Below are 15,409 nucleotides of genomic sequence, written 5' to 3' on the forward strand. Positions count from 1 at the left end.
CGCGGGCCACAACAGCCTCTTGAGTTTAGCCAGAGGTTGTTTGCTTACCGCTGCCGTAGCCATTCCAGCAGACCATCCCAGTAACCGGGTGCTGGTTGTGGCCACTGCCATTGCCCATCTGAGCCAATGCGACCGGGCCGAATGAAATTGGGCGTGGCTTGTGGGAATACGCGCACCTGCGTACCGCGCCGGTAGCCCAGCGCTGTTCGGAGCCGCCGGGAGCTGGCGGGCACTTGTGCTGCGGTATCCAAACCGGCATACAGGGCCAGCACTGGTACCCGGCGCTGCCCGAATACCAGGTATGGCTGAGCTGCCTCACGGGTGGCGGCCGGCGTCCCTTCCAGCACCGCAAATGCCGGCACAGGTTGCTGGCCAGTAGCAGCGGCTACAGCCAGTGCACTCCCCCCCCGCCCCCAGTAGCCGGTTTTCAGCGAATCGATGCCCGGTTGGCGGCGCAGGCTGACCAACACCGTAGCAGCAGTACGCCCCGCTACTGAGTCGGGGGTTTGCGCTGGTAGTGGCAGCACCACCGCAGCTATGCTGTGTCGGGCCAGGTAGGTGGCTCGTTGGGCCGCCGCAGCCTGAACGGCTGGGTTAGCCAGCAATATTACCGCCGGATGCTGGGCCAGGGTATCGTCGGGGAGAAGCAGATGCAGCTTTTGTGGGCCGGGCAGCGCTTGTTCCCGCACACCGCGAGGGGCCGCTTCGCCCCGGCGTGCCCACACAAAATCAGCCTGAATACTATCCCAGCTTACTACCCCGCGCAAAAAGTCACCTTCGCGTATTGCCTGCACCGCAATGCCGCCGGGCAGGCCGGGCTGTTGCTCAACGCGTAGCTGCGGGGCGTTGTAGGTGGTTTGAGCAGCTTCAAATCCTAATCCGGGCAGCTGTGGGAAGTTAAGCTCGGCCTCTACCTTACCGGGGCTGGTTTCACGCAGCTCCATGGTAGCTCGCAGCTCACTTCCCTGGTACACAATCGGCCCTTCGTAATGACCGGTGGGCGGTGGTACTGCGCTAGTATTAGTAGCGGAATCCGGGTTGCTGGAACAGGCTACCAACCCTGCACTGGCCAGTACCCAGCACGCGGTACTACGCACCATCCACATCCAACACAGCCGCAGCAAACAGGTATAGCTCAAAGCAACAGGCAACAGTTTCACCGACGAATATAGCCAGCTGGCTTAAAGTCCCTTGCGAAGGATAAGGTCGCGTTGGGCATCGGTGCCGATGGTGAAGGTATGTTCGCCAATCGGCTTGAACCCGAACCGCTGATAAAACTGCCGGGCTTGCTCGTTCCTCTCCCACACACCCAGCACCACGGCCCGGCACCCTTGCTCCCGGGCTTCTTCTATGGCCCGGCGCATCAGTGCGGCGCCCAGGCCCGTGCCCTGCCAGTCCTCAGCCACGTACAGCCGCTCAACTTCTAGGCGCTTCTCAGGTATTTTGGTCGGATCGAGGCCTAGCTGAGAGTCAACTGTTAGCTTCGCATAGCCCACTACTTCCTGCATCATCTGCGCCAACAGAAATATGGTGGCGGGGTTTTCTAGCTCGGCGAGTTGTTGGGCTGGCCCAAACGTGGCTGCCTCGTAGGCAGCCATATCCTCAGGGCTGTTCTGCGTGGCATAAGTGGCGTGGAACAGGCGCTGGCCTAACTCGGCCAGCTGAGCAGCCATGGCCGGCGTACGCTTAGCCACCAGAATGCGGAGTGGAGATGACATAGTGCGGGACGCCCGTTTTTACGGCGGGCCGGCAAAGGTACGTGGGTTTAGTCTACCGTATCGTTGCCCCGCCGCTCCCGCCAGCCGTAGCGCAGCATCATCACACCGCCTACCACCATCATCAGTAACAGAATCAATCGGGTGGAGGAAACAGCCTCATTACCCATCCGTTGGAAGGCATCGTACACCACATACAACTGCAGGGCTACCCCCAGCAGCAGCAGAAATCCGGCAATCAGAAACAATAGGCCTACAAAACGACGGGTGCGGGGTGGAAGTGGCCAAGCCATATAGCGTAGTGGGTAAAGCAACAGGAATTTATTTGCCCGGCAAGATATGCCTCTGCTCAATGGTTACCACCACAAGCATCAAGTGACACCTTTCGATACGCAAGCAGTTGGATTTTGATTTTGAGCCCGTATTTTTGCCTCACTTCAGAAGCGGGAGTAGCTCAGTTGGTAGAGCATCAGCTTCCCAAGCTGAGGGTCGCGAGTTCGAGCCTCGTTTCCCGCTCACTATAAATCAGCCACTTAGACATAGCTCTGGGTGGCTGATTCGCTTTTGGGCGTTGATATAAAGCGAGGTGATGAGTGGCTTGCTTACATACAGTAAAACCTGCTTGCCGCATTTCTATGAAGAGATTCTAAGCGCGACTGTAAGACGGGGCATCACCTCGCTTTAGACCACCACCGGCGTATAATACACCGAATGCAAAACGTGCGAGATGAAGTACCGTTAGGGCTTCTGCACGCCCAGCAACAACATTACCTTCAACTGGCACATTGTCAAAGCTCCGTTGTACGTGGTAGGTTACTTGGTGGCGCACGAACTGGTACACCTGATGGAGGGCAACCACACGCCTCATTTCTGGAACATCCTTCCCGTACAAATTCCAAACTATCAGAAGGCGAAAGATTGGTTGAAGATGCATGGAGATTTGTTAGCGGTTAATTTCTGACAGGGAAACTGCATCTCAATTATCCGTTGGGGCGATGGTCTGAACCAAGGCAACGCCACCTTGTATATGCGGCCGGTGTGCCCGCCAGCAGATTCGCAAAAACGAAGTACTGACGGCCTCCGAACATTTAGGTATAAACCCCTATTGATTTTGGTGGTAAATACGGCATCCTCTCCCCTTGGCAAAGGGTATTAGATATGTGTGTATTGGTTGCCAGGGATACTCTCGTAGGCAACTGGTGCAGCCAGCTGCTTCTGGTGAGCCAGACCGGCTATCTGGTAACGACATGCACGAGGATGAAGAACGTAGAAATCTGGGGAGGGGTAGAATGCACCTGCCGGCGGATAGGCGACTCCTACTCAGATCAGCTGACTCACAGCGGCCACCGCACCCGGATTTCGGACCTTGACCGATTCGCGGAATTGGGCTTGCGCACGTTGCGCTACCCAGTGCTGTGGGAACACGTGGCGCCGGACAGCCTTGACCAACCTGACTGGTGCTGGACTGATAAGCGGCTGGCCCGGCTGCAGGAACTGCGCATTGAGCCCATTGCGGGCTTGGTCCACCATGGCAGCGGGCCGCGCTATACGGCTCTTCACCGGGAAAACTTTGCAACGGGTTTGGCCCGCTATGCGGGGCTGGTGGCCCGGCGCTACCCATGGGTGCGCTACTATACCCCCGTGAATGAGCCCCTCACCACCGCCCGTTTCAGTGGGTTATATGGGCTGTGGTATCCGCACGGCACTTCTGATGCCGTTTTTGTGCGCCTGCTCTACAACCAGCTGCTGGCAACCAAGTTGGCCATGCAGGCCATTCGGGAGGTAAACCCGGCGGCGCAGTTAGTGCAAACCGAAGACCTGGGCCAAGCGCACAGCACCCCAGCCTTGGCGCAGGTAGCAGAATTTCAGAACCACCGCCGCTGGCTGAGCTTCGATATGTTGTGTGGCGCCGTTACGCCCAACCACCCCTTATGGGTCTATTTGCGCCGACACGGATTGAGTGCTGTCGAACTGCAGGTTTTCTTGGACTCCCCCCTCCCGCCCGATATTCTGGGCCTTAACTATTACGCCACCAGTGAGCGTTTTTTGGATGAGCGGGTGGAGCGCTACCCAGGACGAATTATAGCGCCGGCCAGCAAGCGTACCCCAGCTTACGTGGATGTGGAGGCGCTTCGAGTGTACGAGGCACAAGTGGAGGGCCTGGAGGCCCTGCTGCGCCAAGCCTGGAGGCGCTACGGGCTTTCGCTGGCCATAACCGAATCCCACTTGGGCTGCACCCGAGAGGAACAGATGCGCTGGCTCCACCAAGCCTGGCATGCTACCAACCGCCTCCGCCAGGACGGCGTTGACGTGCGCGGCCTCACGGTGTGGTCATTGCTGGGGGCGTACGACTGGAGCAACCTGCTTACCCAGGATGGGGCCGCCTACGAGAGCGGGGTATTTGATATGCGCAGCGGCCAGCCCCGGCCCACGGCCCTCTTCCACATGGTGCAGCAGCTTACCCGGCACGGTCACTATGAGCACCCTGTGCTGCAAGGCACCGGCTGGTGGCAGCGCCCCACTCGCTTTTACCCCGTTCCTTAATTCTGCCAGCTATGCAACCAACTTCATCAACCACGCCGCAGCCACCTCTGCTGATTACGGGCAGTAACGGCACGCTAGGGCGGGCTTTCCGAATTATCTGCCGAATCCGCGGGCTGGAAGCCGTTTGCCTGAACCACTCAGCGCTGGATATCACCAACACCCAGGCCATCAACAAAGCCCTGGACATACACCAACCCTGGGCCGTGGTGAATGCCGCCGGCTATGTGCGGGTAGATGCCGCCGAAGCCGAAGCCGGCCAGTGCTACCAGCAGAATACCATCGGCCCGGCGCTGCTGGCCCAGGCCTGCGCGGCGCGGCACATTCCGCTGCTCACGTTTTCCTCCGATTTGGTTTTTGACGGCCAGCAGCGCCGGGCCTATCTTGAAAATGACCCGGCCCGCCCCCTCAACGTGTATGGCCACAGCAAGCTCCTGGCCGAGCAGGCCGTGCTGGCCCGGCATCCCGGCGCGCTGGTAGTGCGCACCAGCGCGTTTTTTGGCGCCTGGGACGAGCACAACTTCGTGCATCATGCCCTGGCTGCCGCCCGCCTCAACCGTGCGTTTGCCGCCGCCGATAACGTGGTTATCTCCCCAACCTACGTTCCTGATTTGGTGAATACCTCTCTAGACTTATTACTGGACGCGGAACGCGGCATCTGGCACTTGACCAACGAGGGCACCTACACCTGGGCCGAGCTTGCCCGCCTGGCAGTGCGAACGGCCGGTCTGGATACAGCCTGCGTGGTGGCGCAACCAGTGTCCTCTTTCGGCTGGGCGGCTCCGCGGCCAGGATTCAGCGCATTGGGCAGCCAGCAGGGAGTGCTGCTGCCCAGCGTGGAAAGCGGCCTGCACCGCTACTTGGCCGATGTGGAGCTGCGGCAAGCTGCCAATCCACCTGTCTATTTGCTGGATTAACCTCCCTCCTCAGTAAGCACTGGTATAACCGTACCCACCGGGTAATTGCCTGCGCAGGACTACTTGCCCTGTTATCAATCCCACCGTTGTTGTTCACTTTTGCTGATGAAAGCGCATGCTTCCACTTCAGGCCTTAGTGTGGTCCTACGGCGCCTGAACTCGTTGCGGCACCTGGACCTGCGCCAGCACTCCATTGACGATTTGGCCGCGCGGGTGCGTGAGTTACTGGAAGGCCAGCCACTGCGCTGCCTTACGTTTGAGCCGGGGCTGCTGCTGTACCGGGGCCTGCCGTGCACGGAGCTTCCCCACCAGTTGGCCGATGTATCATACCCGCCGGCGGAGCACGTGCACCACAACCAGCGGGCCAACCGAGCCGGGGTACCCATGTTTTACTGCAGTGCTACCTGGCATCCGCCTTTTTTCGAGGCCCACGTGCAGCCCGGTGACCATATCGTAATTACCAGGTGGCAAACCCAGCAGCCGTTACGCATCCTCAGCTTTGGCTACGCCGATACGTGCCCCGACGACCCGCACACGAACCGGGACCACGCGCTGGAAAAAGCCCTGCGTGATTTAGCTGATCCGGTCCGGGAGGTAGCCGCCTTTCTCACCCGGGCTTTTACCCGCACCGTAACCGACGACAACAGCCACCACTACCGCTTATCCATTGCCATTGCCGAAGCCTGTCAGCTTGGGGATGCTTTTGATGGGTTGCTGTATCCCTCGGCAGCCATGACGTCCCCAGCCCACAATTTGGCGCTGCACCCCAGTTGCCTGGATGCGGGCAAACTGGCGCTGCACTACGTGGAGCACTTGCGCGTGCACCGCGTCTCTTCCAATACTGATACGCTGGACGTGCGCTCCTTAAACATTGCCCACGGAGCCGATGCCGACGGTTTGCTACGCTGGCGGGAGCAGCCCGGCAATTGGGTATTACGCGAAAATGCCTCCGCTACGGACTGCTGGCTTTCTGGGGGAAAGTGGTGCCCGGAGTAGCTTAATCGTCTAGCTAGTTAGCTGTTTTTCAGTGTTTACCACGTAGAAATCCGTAAGTAACGCAGGCCTGTTGCCCGTATAACTAAATCGTTTGCTTGCAGCGGCATATCTTCCGCTACGGCAAATGACGGTATTACCCTACGTTCCTGTTTCACCCAACCTTCTTTCTGCGCTATGAACCAAACATCCGCCACCACTCCGCAACCTGCTTCCCCTCCGAGCCCTATGCTGGCCTCGCTGAAGAATGCAGGTAGTAAGGCCACCGAAAGCTTCGGCAAACTCAGTACTACCCAGAAAGTGTTGGGCGGTGCGCTCTTAGCCCTGGGCGTGGGGTACCTGGCCCGCAACAAGACCAGCAACCGCGCCACCGCGGCAGCCGCTACTTCTTCTACCGATGCGCTCAACGAGCTACTATACTTCGTGAACGACCGGATTGCGGGCTACGAGCGGACCGTGGCTGAAAGTCAGGACCCGGAGCTGCGAGGCTACTACAAGCAGCTGGTTAGCCAAAGCCAGCAGTTTTCCAACGACCTCAACAACCACCTGATCCGCCAAGGCAACGACCGGCAAACCGGCACTACGCTAAAAGGCAAGCTGTACCGGGCCTGGATGGATGCGCAGGCAGCCATAACCGGCAGCGACGAAAAATCCATTCTGGGGGCCAATATCTATGGCGAAGAGTGGGCCCTGAAAGCCTACCGGGAAGCCCTCAGCAACCCGGAGCTGCGCGGTTCCATCCGCCAAACGATTGAGCGCCAGTACCGCCTCTCCCAAAACACCTACCAGCGCCTCCGAAACCTAGCCACCAATCAGTAAACTCAGTGCTGCGAAAAGCCCCGCCAGATGCGTTTCCAACGTGAAGCGCATCTGGCGGGGCTTTTGCGTGCTGCAAAGGGCAAACAATCAGGGCTGGGACTCTGGGCTACTCGCCAACGTGAGCGAAGCAGTAGGCTTCACTGTCTTCGATATATATCCTATTCCAGCACGGCGGGCTGCCACTCCTGCTCCTGGCAACTCGGGCATTTGCTGTTTGGCAGGTGCGTAGCAGCTAGCAAATGGGCGCAGCTTCCGCAGGCAAACTGCCCGGCTGCAACTTGCTACTCTTGCCGGAAAGCCGTATCCACGGCGGGTAAAATGGACAAACCGGGTTTCGGCTCCGGAAATTTCAGCACCGAAAAGTCGCCGTTGGCCTCCTGCCAGGCCCATTGCACCGTCCTCAGATTGCGAATACCTTCCTGCCGCAGACGCGCCAGCAACTGCTCCCGCGACAACACGCTGGCTTCCAATGCAGATAGCTCCATCTGGCCATCCTGCACCAAAATCCACACGTCATCCAGCACGGCACCCTCAAACTTCTCGCTGCGAAAGGCCCGCCAGTTGATACCCCGATACAAGCCCACCAGGCAGGTTAGTACCAGCACGCCCTGCAAAATGCCTCGGTCCGGTATCTGCATGGGCACTGCTACAATGGCCCCAAGCATCAGCATCACCGATAATTCGGCCACCATCAACTGAGCATTCATGCGCTTGCCCAACATGCGCAGCGCAACCAGCAGCACCACGTATATAATGAGGGTACGCAGGGCTACTTCCAGCAGAATCTCCAGCGGAGCCTGCCCCAGCAGTGTGCGCTGCCAATCATCCAGATGTATTTCTTCCTTTTCCATGCACTCCGTGGCTGCGAATGAGCCGTACTTATGCTTCGGCTACCTGACAACGTCCGTCGCTTTTACCCTTATGTCTGCACCAGATAGAACCGGCAATAGTTATAGAGTAGCTTAATTTTGCCAGTAACTTCAGCTAACTCATAATCATTTTCAAGAACCTGAATATCAATTATATAATTATTTATTAAGATTGAACTTATACGTACAATAACGGATAGAACCTTCTAGTACATATTAGAAAAATCCGTATTCTCTGCGTCACCGCACCTAGGCCGTGCCCCGTTATACCTGGCATAATGTTGTCCTTGCCTACCTTCGCTATGAACCCCAAACTTAGCTTCGCCGATGTAGTGGTTGTACCAACCCGTTCGGCGCTGACTTTCACGGTGCGTTGCTCCCCAGTAGTCCCAGCCTACCAAGAGCTGATCTTGGAAGATGCCGTTGGCAATTCAGCCCACTGGGTTATTTCTCAGCCTCTAGAGCAGCTAGCTAAGCGCCCCGTGCTGCTGTGGCTGATGTCGGCCCCACCGTACAATTTCCCGCTGGAATGCTTGGAAGCTGGCACGGTGCAGTCGGTAGCAACCCAGCATGGGGCAGATTCCGATTTGCGTGCTGGCCTTACTCAGGGCAGGTTGCGGCTCACCTTCAACGGGCAGCGCCTCCGTGGCTACTACCGCCTGCAGTGCCTACCCACAGGCTGCGGGCAACTGTGGCAGCTCAGCCCCATTAGCCAATCTTGACCGAGCCTTGGGCTGGTAGATGGGCACGCCTGTACCGGCAATACCATTTACCAGATTCAGCCCGGGGAGGTGTTTTCCATCCGTGACTTGAATGTGCACCTCCTATCTAAAGGGGAGCGGTACATCCTGCCGGGCTTCAACCAAATGAGCTAACGCTGCGCTACCACGACCAGGCACTGGAGCTACCTACCCACATCGGCCAGATAGAAACGCTCATCCGCACGGTGCTGGTCGATGCGTTTTCGGTGGGCAGTGACTATAAGCGGTATGCCGAAGCCGCCGCTTCTGCTGCCGTCCAGTGGCTGGGTCCGGAGCAACCCGACTTCATCCTGGCCATTGGCGACGACCGAACCGATGAGGATACGTTTGCCGCACTGCCGGCCACGGCCTACAGCCTCAAGGTAGGCCCCATACCTCGCTCCCTGGCCCGGTACTCAGCGGCCAACGTGGCCGATGTGCGTCAGCTGCTAGGCAGCCTCGCCCATGTGCAAAGGGAGCTGGCTAGTAGCACTTAAGGCCCGCTATGCATGGGTTCAGCGCATAATCTTGCCCCGATTATCCCAGTGACTGGACTTTACCTCCAAGCTATTGGGTTGGCGCTTGATGGTGCGCGTGAATCGTTCACCGGCAATGAGGCCATCGGGGCGGCGCTTACCAAAAAACAACATCATGGGCTCCCCGTGTTCGTTGGTCAGGAAGGTGATGTCGTAGCCCTTAAACACATCATCAATGCGGCTGGAGGGCTCAAACGTTTTGCTCAGCTTTTTTTCTAACTCGTGGTGCAAAGGCATACGCAAGGGGGTTGAAATAATCCAGCAACGAGATTAACCAGCCTAAGGCAACTAGCCGGTTAAGCCTCAGCCCAGGTGTAGCGGCGCTCCTTCCACACAATAGGTCGGGGCCATACCGTATACACCAATACGACCAGGGACATAGCCAGCAGGTAAAACTCGTAAAGCACAAGCACTGGCAGCCGCTCCCGGTGCCCGGCTTGGCGCAGAGTAATTAGCAGAAACAGCGTCTGACACCCTAGTTTGGCTGCCCAAAGCAGGCCAATGGTGCCCAGTGGCAGCAGACCGGGCCAGCCGAGTACGGTGTAAAACAACGCGTAGGTGCTAAACAAGGCCCCAAGCTGCCAGGGCAAGTGCGCGGCGCCTTTCATCCAGCGTTTGCGCTGGCGCAGCAGGTGGCGCACCGTGGGCTGCGCCACCGAAACGCCTAGCGCTTCCGGTACGATGAGGTTACGGAACTCCCAACCTTGCGCCACCACCTGCTCAAACAGCTGTACATCCTCACTGATGCTAAACGCCAGGGCCTCGTACCCACCAATAGACTCGTAGGCAGCCCGGCGCACCAGCATGTTGTTACCCACGGCCGCTACGGGCACGCCCAGGTCCGTTAGCATACGAATCAGATTGAGGCCAAACAGCCAATCGAGTCCCTGCAGCCGCCCAAACAAGGAGCCCGTGGCCGTGGTAATGCCCGTCACAATGCCTACCTGCGGAGTGGCCGCTGCCAGCATGGTGCGCACCCATTCCGATGAAAGGGCCATATCAGCGTCGGTAAACAGGAAATACTCGGAGGTAGCGGCCCGGCAGAGGTGGGCCAGCACGTTACTTTTGCCCCGAGCCGTACCCAGCTGCCGCCGCACAGACAATAGTTGAAACTGCGGCTTATTGGCAATGAAGCGCCGTACTACGGCGCGGGTATCATCCGTGGAGTCATCGTCGCCAATGAGAATTTCGAGCTGCTCCGGTGGGTAATTCAGAGTAGCCAGCGCCTGCAGGCACCGCTCAATGGTATGGGCCTCGTTACGAGCCGCTACCAGAATGCTCACTCGTGCGCACTCTAACCGCAGGTGGAGGGCGCGCCGGCGTAGCACCAGCAGGAGCATCAGCCCATACACACCGAAGAACACACTGAAAAACAAGACGGGAAACGTCATACGCAACTGCCAGAGCGGAGAAGAAACCGGCGAGCCGACATAGTGGGTCAGTTCGCTGGTTTCTGCTATACGCCCCCTTCCTGGGCAGTTATCATCGGAGAAACACGTATTCTGCGGCGAACAAAGCTGGATTTTAGGCTACGTATTTTCCGCTACGCAGCCGCTGTTACAACACCTCAACGATTACTTCTTGGGCTGGCTACTGCTCGTTGAGCGCCCGTTGCAACGCCTCTACAAACAGTCCCACATGGTACCCATCAGCCAGGCCGTGGTGCACATTGATGGCCACGGGCAGCAGCTTCCGGTCGGCTTCGGGGCGTAGGCGGCCCACCGAAATCTTCGGAATGCTATCCGGGTGCGAAAACGAGCGGGCGTGAGTGAGGCCGGTAAAGGAAAACCAGGGCATGGCCGAAAAGTGAATCACATCCAAGCGTCCCGTTTCCAACCCCAAGCGGAGGCCCGTATCGGCCTGCACCGCCGCAATTTCCGCCTGCAGCCCTTCGCCAAACGTAGCCAGCTCCGGGTGGTACGGCACGAAGCCAAACCCAAAGGTGTGATCGGGCCGGCCCAGGGTGGGCGACACGTGCACCTGGTCGTAGCACACTACCTGACCATCCTCAATGCGGTAGCGCAGGTTCTCCACCTGGTTCACGGCCTGCAGGGTGCAGTGCAGGTACACTTGAAAAAATGAGCAGCCCAGTTGCTTCGCCCGCTGCAACGCGAGGGTAGCATCTACCTCCGTTACGGCGCCCCAAAAAGGCTCTTCGAAGCCCGAAAAAAAGGTAAAATGCTCACGGCGGTTCCAGGTACTCAGGTCAATCAGCTGCTTCATGGGCGGCAAGTTCGGTAACTTTGCGCTACCCCTTTGCCTTGCCACCATGCCTGCACCCCGCCTGATTGCCTTCGACGCCGACGACACCCTGTGGCCTAATCAACCCTATTTTGACCTGGCTGAGGCGCGCCTCTACGAACTGCTGGGCCATTACGCCGCGCCAGAAGAACTCAGCGCCCGGTTTTTCGAGGTGCAGCGCGAAAACATGCCCTTATTCGGCTACGGGGCCAAATCGTTTATGCTGTCAATGATTGAGACTGTTATCCGATTAACGGATGGGCAGGTCAGCGGCCAGGAAATCCAGCACATCCTCGACCACGGCAAGCGCCTGCTCGATTACCCTATTGAGCTGCTGCCCCACGTGCCAGAAGTGCTGGCGGCCGTACAGGCCCAGGGCATTCCGCTGATGCTGCTCACCAAAGGCGACCTGTTCGACCAAGAAAGTAAGCTGGCCCGCTCCGGCCTAGGTGACCTGTTTGACCACGTGGAAATTGTGAGCGAGAAGAACGACGCCACCTACCAGCGCATCCTGAGCCGCCACGGCCTGCGGCCGGAGGAATTCGTCATGGTAGGCAACTCCCTGAAATCCGACGTGCTGCCGGTGGCACGCCTGGGTGGCCGGGCCGTGTACGTGCCCTACCACACTACCTGGGTGATGGAGCGGGTTTCGGAGGAAGAGCGGGCCGGCGCGGCGTTCCAGGAGGTGGCTTCGATGGCGGAGGTACCAGCGTGGCTGGCGCAGTTGGGGTAGCGCTTGGTTACTTGTCAAGCGTAGGCAACGGCCGCCGTAGCAGATAGCGGGTTTCAGTGTAGGTGGTTATGGAAGTGGTGCCGGAATACGTGGGCCGGTTTGGATCATTGAAGGTTAGGCTGGTTTCGATGCTTTGTTTGGCACTTATCGGCTGCGATAAATTATACACTTCCAGCAGCTCCCAGCCTTCTACAGCTAGCTCATTGAGTACCCCCATCACCTTATTATCCAACGAGCCCGGCACTATCTCGCTCCACAAGCTTTTCTGAATGCGCTCCGGCTCCAGCTTGGTAATGCCCCGCCACGCCGGAGCCAAAATAGCCATCTGTCCATCCTGAATTTTCAGCAGCTGATACTGAAAGCGGCTGCCAGCCGTCGTACTGGATGCCCGCGTGATAGTAGCCGTGGGTTGCATAGCTGTTTCGGGCAGGGCCGGAAACGCGGGCACAGGGCGCACCGGTTTTACCGAACCGGTGGTTTGGGCATGAGCGGCCGTATTCAGCAGAGCCAGTACAGATAACAGTAGTGGATATTTCATATTACACAAGACAGGGCACCGCCTGAGTTGACGGTGGGTCCTGCCTCTCCTAATATTATGCCAGCCTCTGGTGCTAGCTGAGCTATCCATTTGCTACACCTCACCAGGCAAGCTAGTGGCCTACTTAGCCACCACCGGCCGGCGCAGCAGGTACACCGCGCCCCGGCTTCCGTCCTTGTCATTATCCGAAACCATACTGACCAGCTCCCAGTTGTCGGCTGATAGCTCGTTAAGCAGGCGACTCATGGCTTCCCACCCCAATTTCCGGCCATCAAACAGCCTGTACGACTCGCCCAAATACTCGTCAACTCGCACCATTTCCCTATTCTGATACGCCGGAGAGAAATATAGGCGGCTGTACATGAGGCTCACGTGCATGAATTGGTACTTACCGGCGGGCTGTTGGGCGTGAGCTGCACCAACGAAGCTGCCAATCCACAAAAGCAATACTGTAATAGGTAGGCGCATAGCACAAACAAAAAATACGCTACCGGCTAATAGCAGCCGGTAGCGTATCTCCGCGCAACAACTGCGCCATGTGTACTCGGGGTATAGCTATTCCCGCTTGGTTTTGAGCACCTGCTTCAGGGCCGCCAGCTCGTCGCGGAGCTTGGCGGCGGTGAGGAAGTCGAGGTCCTTGGCGGCGGCTTCCATCTGCTTCTCGGTTTGCTTGATGAGCTTCTCCAGTTCCGGCCGGGCCATGACGGACACCACCGGCTCGGCCGCAATGGCCAGCGTCACGTCGGCATCGGGACCAGCGTAGGCTGTGCCTTCCTGGATGCGGTAATCCGACAGCGAAGTTTGCTCCATGATGGCCTCGCGGCTCTTGCGCACCGTGCGGGGCGTGATGCCGTGGGCCTCGTTGTACTCCATCTGCACGGCGCGGCGGCGGTTGGTTTCGTCCATGGCCCGCTGCATGGAGCCGGTGATGCGGTCGGCGTACATAATCACCTTGCCCCGGTCGTTACGGGCGGCACGGCCCATCGTCTGGATGAGGCTGCGCTGGTCACGCAGGAAGCCTTCCTTGTCGGCGTCCAGAATGGCTACCAATGAAACCTCGGGCAGGTCAAGTCCTTCGCGCAGCAGGTTTACGCCGATGAGCACGTCAATTTCGCCCAGGCGCAGCTGCCGCAGAATCTCCACCCGGTCCAGGGTTTTCACGTCGGAGTGCACGTACTGCGACTTAATACCCAAGCGCTCCATGTATTTCTGTAGTTCCTCGGCCATGCGCTTGGTGAGGGTGGTTACCAGCACCCGGTCGCCCATTTTCACGCGGTTGTCCACCTCGTCCAGCAGGTCGTCAATCTGGTTGCCGCTGGGGCGCAGGTCGATTTCGGGGTCAAGCAAGCCAGTTGGGCGGATAATCTGCTCCACCACCACGCCGTTGGCCTGGGTCAGCTCATAATCGGCGGGTGTGGCCGATACGTACACGGCCTGACGCACCATGCCCTCAAACTCGTTGAAGGTGAGCGGGCGGTTGTCCATGGCCGAGGGCAGGCGGAAGCCGTATTCCACCAGGGCCGTTTTGCGGCTCCGGTCACCACCCCACATGGCCCGAATCTGGGGCATGGTGGCGTGGCTTTCGTCCACTACTAGCAGGTAATCGTCGGGGAAGTAATCGAGCAGGCAGAAGGGGCGGCTGCCGGGCTGGCGGCCATCGAAGTAGCGCGAGTAGTTCTCAATGCCGGAGCAGTAGCCCAGCTCCCGAATCATTTCCAGGTCGAATTCGGTGCGCTCCATGATGCGCTTGGCCTCCTGGTCACGCCCCTCCTTCTCAAAGTAGGCGTGCTGCTGCACCATATCAAACTGAATTTCCCGGATAGCTTGGTTGAGCGTATCCTTGCCCGTCACAAACAGCTGGGCCGGGTACAGGGTAATGGATTTCTCATCGGCCAGCTTCTTGCCGCTCTGGGGGTCAATCTTCTGAATGGCCTCAATCTCGTCGCCGAAGAAGAAGATGCGGTAGGCGTAGTCGGCGTAGGCCGGGAATACGTCCACCGTATCACCCTTCACCCGGAAGGTGCCGCGGGTAAACTCCATTTCGGTGCGCGAGTACAAAATCTGCACAAACTGGTAGAGCAGGTTATTGCGCGAGTACCGCAGACCGGGGGCCAGGTAAATCACGTTTTTGCCGAACTCCTCGGGGTTGCCGATACCGTAAATGCACGATACTGAAGCCACCACAATCACGTCGCGCCGGCCCGAGAGCAGCGTGGACGTGGTATGCAGCCGCAGCTTCTCAATTTCCTGGTTGATAGCCAGGTCTTTTTCAATGAACACATCAGTAGAGGCAATGTATGCCTCGGGCTGGTAGTAGTCGTAGTAGCTGATGTAGTACTCGACGGCGTTGTTGGGGAAGAACTGCTTGAACTCGCCGTAGAGCTGGGCGGCCAGGGTTTTATTGTGGCAGAGCACCAGGGCCGGCTTACCGGTTTCGGCAATTACGTTGGCCATGGTGAAGGTTTTACCCGTGCCCGTGGCCCCCAGCAGCACTTGAGCCGGCTCGCCATTGTTCACGCCTTCCACCAGTTGCCTGATAGCCTGGGGCTGGTCGCCGGTGGGGGTAAATTCCGAGGTCAGTTGATACTTCATGCAGGGGAAAGATAGGGCCGAAACGGTAGCCTATCATAACTGCATTTCGGGCCGGATGGTTCGGAGCAGAAGATTTATCCCTACACTCTGGGGCAACCCAGCGGCCGGTATTTTTCCGCCGATACGAGCCGGTGCCCAACTGCTCAGTATCTTGTCCTGATTTTATCCAATTACT

At 58.4% G+C, this 15,409-nt stretch carries 17 protein-coding genes, 1 tRNA gene and 1 pseudogene; 9 read left to right on the forward strand and 10 right to left on the reverse strand.

Features of this window, described 5'->3' with window-relative positions; translation table 11 throughout:
• Positions 1-44: 44 nt before the first annotated feature.
• The 3 genes from LF252_RS14170 to LF252_RS14180 all read right to left on the reverse strand — a co-directional run bounded on the left by LF252_RS14170 (position 45) and on the right by LF252_RS14180 (position 2,008).
• A complete protein-coding gene (locus LF252_RS14170) occupies positions 45-974 on the reverse strand; it encodes a hypothetical protein (RefSeq protein ID WP_226270227.1) in 930 nt (309 codons plus the stop codon).
• A 207-nt stretch (positions 975-1,181) separates the two neighbouring features.
• Positions 1,182-1,718: a GNAT family N-acetyltransferase gene (locus LF252_RS14175; RefSeq protein WP_226270228.1), complete on the reverse strand. Its 537-nt coding sequence runs from the start codon at positions 1,716-1,718 to the stop codon at positions 1,182-1,184.
• A gap of 47 nt (positions 1,719-1,765) precedes the next feature.
• Positions 1,766-2,008: a hypothetical protein gene (locus LF252_RS14180; protein WP_226270229.1), complete on the reverse strand. Its 243-nt coding sequence runs from the start codon at positions 2,006-2,008 to the stop codon at positions 1,766-1,768.
• Between the two features lie 150 nt (positions 2,009-2,158).
• Between LF252_RS14180 and LF252_RS14185 the strand changes: the two genes are divergently transcribed.
• From LF252_RS14185 to LF252_RS14210, 6 genes and pseudogenes are all read left to right on the forward strand, one after another.
• A tRNA-Gly gene (locus LF252_RS14185) sits at positions 2,159-2,231 on the forward strand.
• 238 nt (positions 2,232-2,469) lie between these two features.
• Positions 2,470-2,676: pseudogene (locus LF252_RS23180) on the forward strand (M48 metallopeptidase family protein); the annotation flags it as partial.
• Positions 2,677-2,972: 296 nt separating this feature from the next.
• A complete protein-coding gene (locus tag LF252_RS14195; protein ID WP_226270230.1) occupies positions 2,973-4,259 on the forward strand; it encodes a family 1 glycosylhydrolase in 1,287 nt (428 codons plus the stop codon).
• 11 nt (positions 4,260-4,270) lie between these two features.
• Positions 4,271-5,173: an SDR family oxidoreductase gene (locus tag LF252_RS14200; protein WP_226270231.1), complete on the forward strand. Its 903-nt coding sequence runs from the start codon at positions 4,271-4,273 to the stop codon at positions 5,171-5,173.
• A gap of 138 nt (positions 5,174-5,311) precedes the next feature.
• Positions 5,312-6,169: an RES domain-containing protein gene (locus tag LF252_RS14205; RefSeq protein WP_226270232.1), complete on the forward strand. Its 858-nt coding sequence runs from the start codon at positions 5,312-5,314 to the stop codon at positions 6,167-6,169.
• A 174-nt stretch (positions 6,170-6,343) separates the two neighbouring features.
• On the forward strand, positions 6,344-6,985 hold the full coding sequence (locus LF252_RS14210; protein ID WP_226270233.1) for a PA2169 family four-helix-bundle protein: 642 nt from the start codon (positions 6,344-6,346) through the stop codon (positions 6,983-6,985).
• Between the two features lie 281 nt (positions 6,986-7,266).
• Here LF252_RS14210 and LF252_RS14215 read toward each other — a convergent pair whose 3' ends face one another.
• Positions 7,267-7,836 (reverse strand): DUF421 domain-containing protein, encoded by a 570-nt coding sequence (locus LF252_RS14215; RefSeq protein WP_226270234.1) that lies wholly within the window; start codon positions 7,834-7,836, stop codon positions 7,267-7,269.
• Between the two features lie 320 nt (positions 7,837-8,156).
• Between LF252_RS14215 and LF252_RS14220 the strand changes: the two genes are divergently transcribed.
• Positions 8,157-8,576 carry a hypothetical protein gene (locus LF252_RS14220; RefSeq protein ID WP_226270235.1) on the forward strand — a complete coding sequence of 140 codons (420 nt, stop codon included), beginning with the start codon at positions 8,157-8,159 and terminating at the stop codon, positions 8,574-8,576.
• A 224-nt stretch (positions 8,577-8,800) separates the two neighbouring features.
• Entirely contained in the window at positions 8,801-9,091 is a 291-nt protein-coding gene (locus tag LF252_RS14225; RefSeq protein ID WP_226270236.1) for a trehalose-phosphatase, read from the forward strand.
• An 18-nt stretch (positions 9,092-9,109) separates the two neighbouring features.
• On the opposite strand, the gene LF252_RS14230 is transcribed toward LF252_RS14225, so the two are convergent.
• From LF252_RS14230 to LF252_RS14240, 3 genes are all read right to left on the reverse strand, one after another.
• On the reverse strand, positions 9,110-9,367 hold the full coding sequence (locus tag LF252_RS14230; protein WP_226270237.1) for a hypothetical protein: 258 nt from the start codon (positions 9,365-9,367) through the stop codon (positions 9,110-9,112).
• Between the two features lie 59 nt (positions 9,368-9,426).
• On the reverse strand, positions 9,427-10,521 hold the full coding sequence (locus tag LF252_RS14235; protein ID WP_226270238.1) for a glycosyltransferase: 1,095 nt from the start codon (positions 10,519-10,521) through the stop codon (positions 9,427-9,429).
• A gap of 199 nt (positions 10,522-10,720) precedes the next feature.
• On the reverse strand, positions 10,721-11,353 hold the full coding sequence (locus LF252_RS14240; protein ID WP_226270239.1) for a chloramphenicol acetyltransferase: 633 nt from the start codon (positions 11,351-11,353) through the stop codon (positions 10,721-10,723).
• 46 nt (positions 11,354-11,399) lie between these two features.
• Between LF252_RS14240 and LF252_RS14245 the strand changes: the two genes are divergently transcribed.
• Positions 11,400-12,104 carry an HAD family hydrolase gene (locus LF252_RS14245; protein ID WP_226270240.1) on the forward strand — a complete coding sequence of 235 codons (705 nt, stop codon included), beginning with the start codon at positions 11,400-11,402 and terminating at the stop codon, positions 12,102-12,104.
• A gap of 7 nt (positions 12,105-12,111) precedes the next feature.
• On the opposite strand, the gene LF252_RS14250 is transcribed toward LF252_RS14245, so the two are convergent.
• From LF252_RS14250 to uvrB, 3 genes are all read right to left on the reverse strand, one after another.
• A complete protein-coding gene (locus LF252_RS14250) occupies positions 12,112-12,642 on the reverse strand; it encodes a hypothetical protein (RefSeq protein WP_226270241.1) in 531 nt (176 codons plus the stop codon).
• Between the two features lie 120 nt (positions 12,643-12,762).
• Complete coding sequence (locus LF252_RS14255) at positions 12,763-13,110, reverse strand: hypothetical protein (RefSeq protein ID WP_226270242.1); 348 nt, start codon at positions 13,108-13,110, stop codon at positions 12,763-12,765.
• An 87-nt stretch (positions 13,111-13,197) separates the two neighbouring features.
• A complete protein-coding gene (gene uvrB / locus LF252_RS14260; RefSeq protein ID WP_226270243.1) occupies positions 13,198-15,234 on the reverse strand; it encodes an excinuclease ABC subunit UvrB in 2,037 nt (678 codons plus the stop codon).
• Between the last annotated feature and the right edge of the window lie 175 nt (positions 15,235-15,409).

The organism is Hymenobacter pini, assembly GCF_020421205.1.
GTDB classification, from domain to species: domain Bacteria; phylum Bacteroidota; class Bacteroidia; order Cytophagales; family Hymenobacteraceae; genus Hymenobacter; species Hymenobacter pini.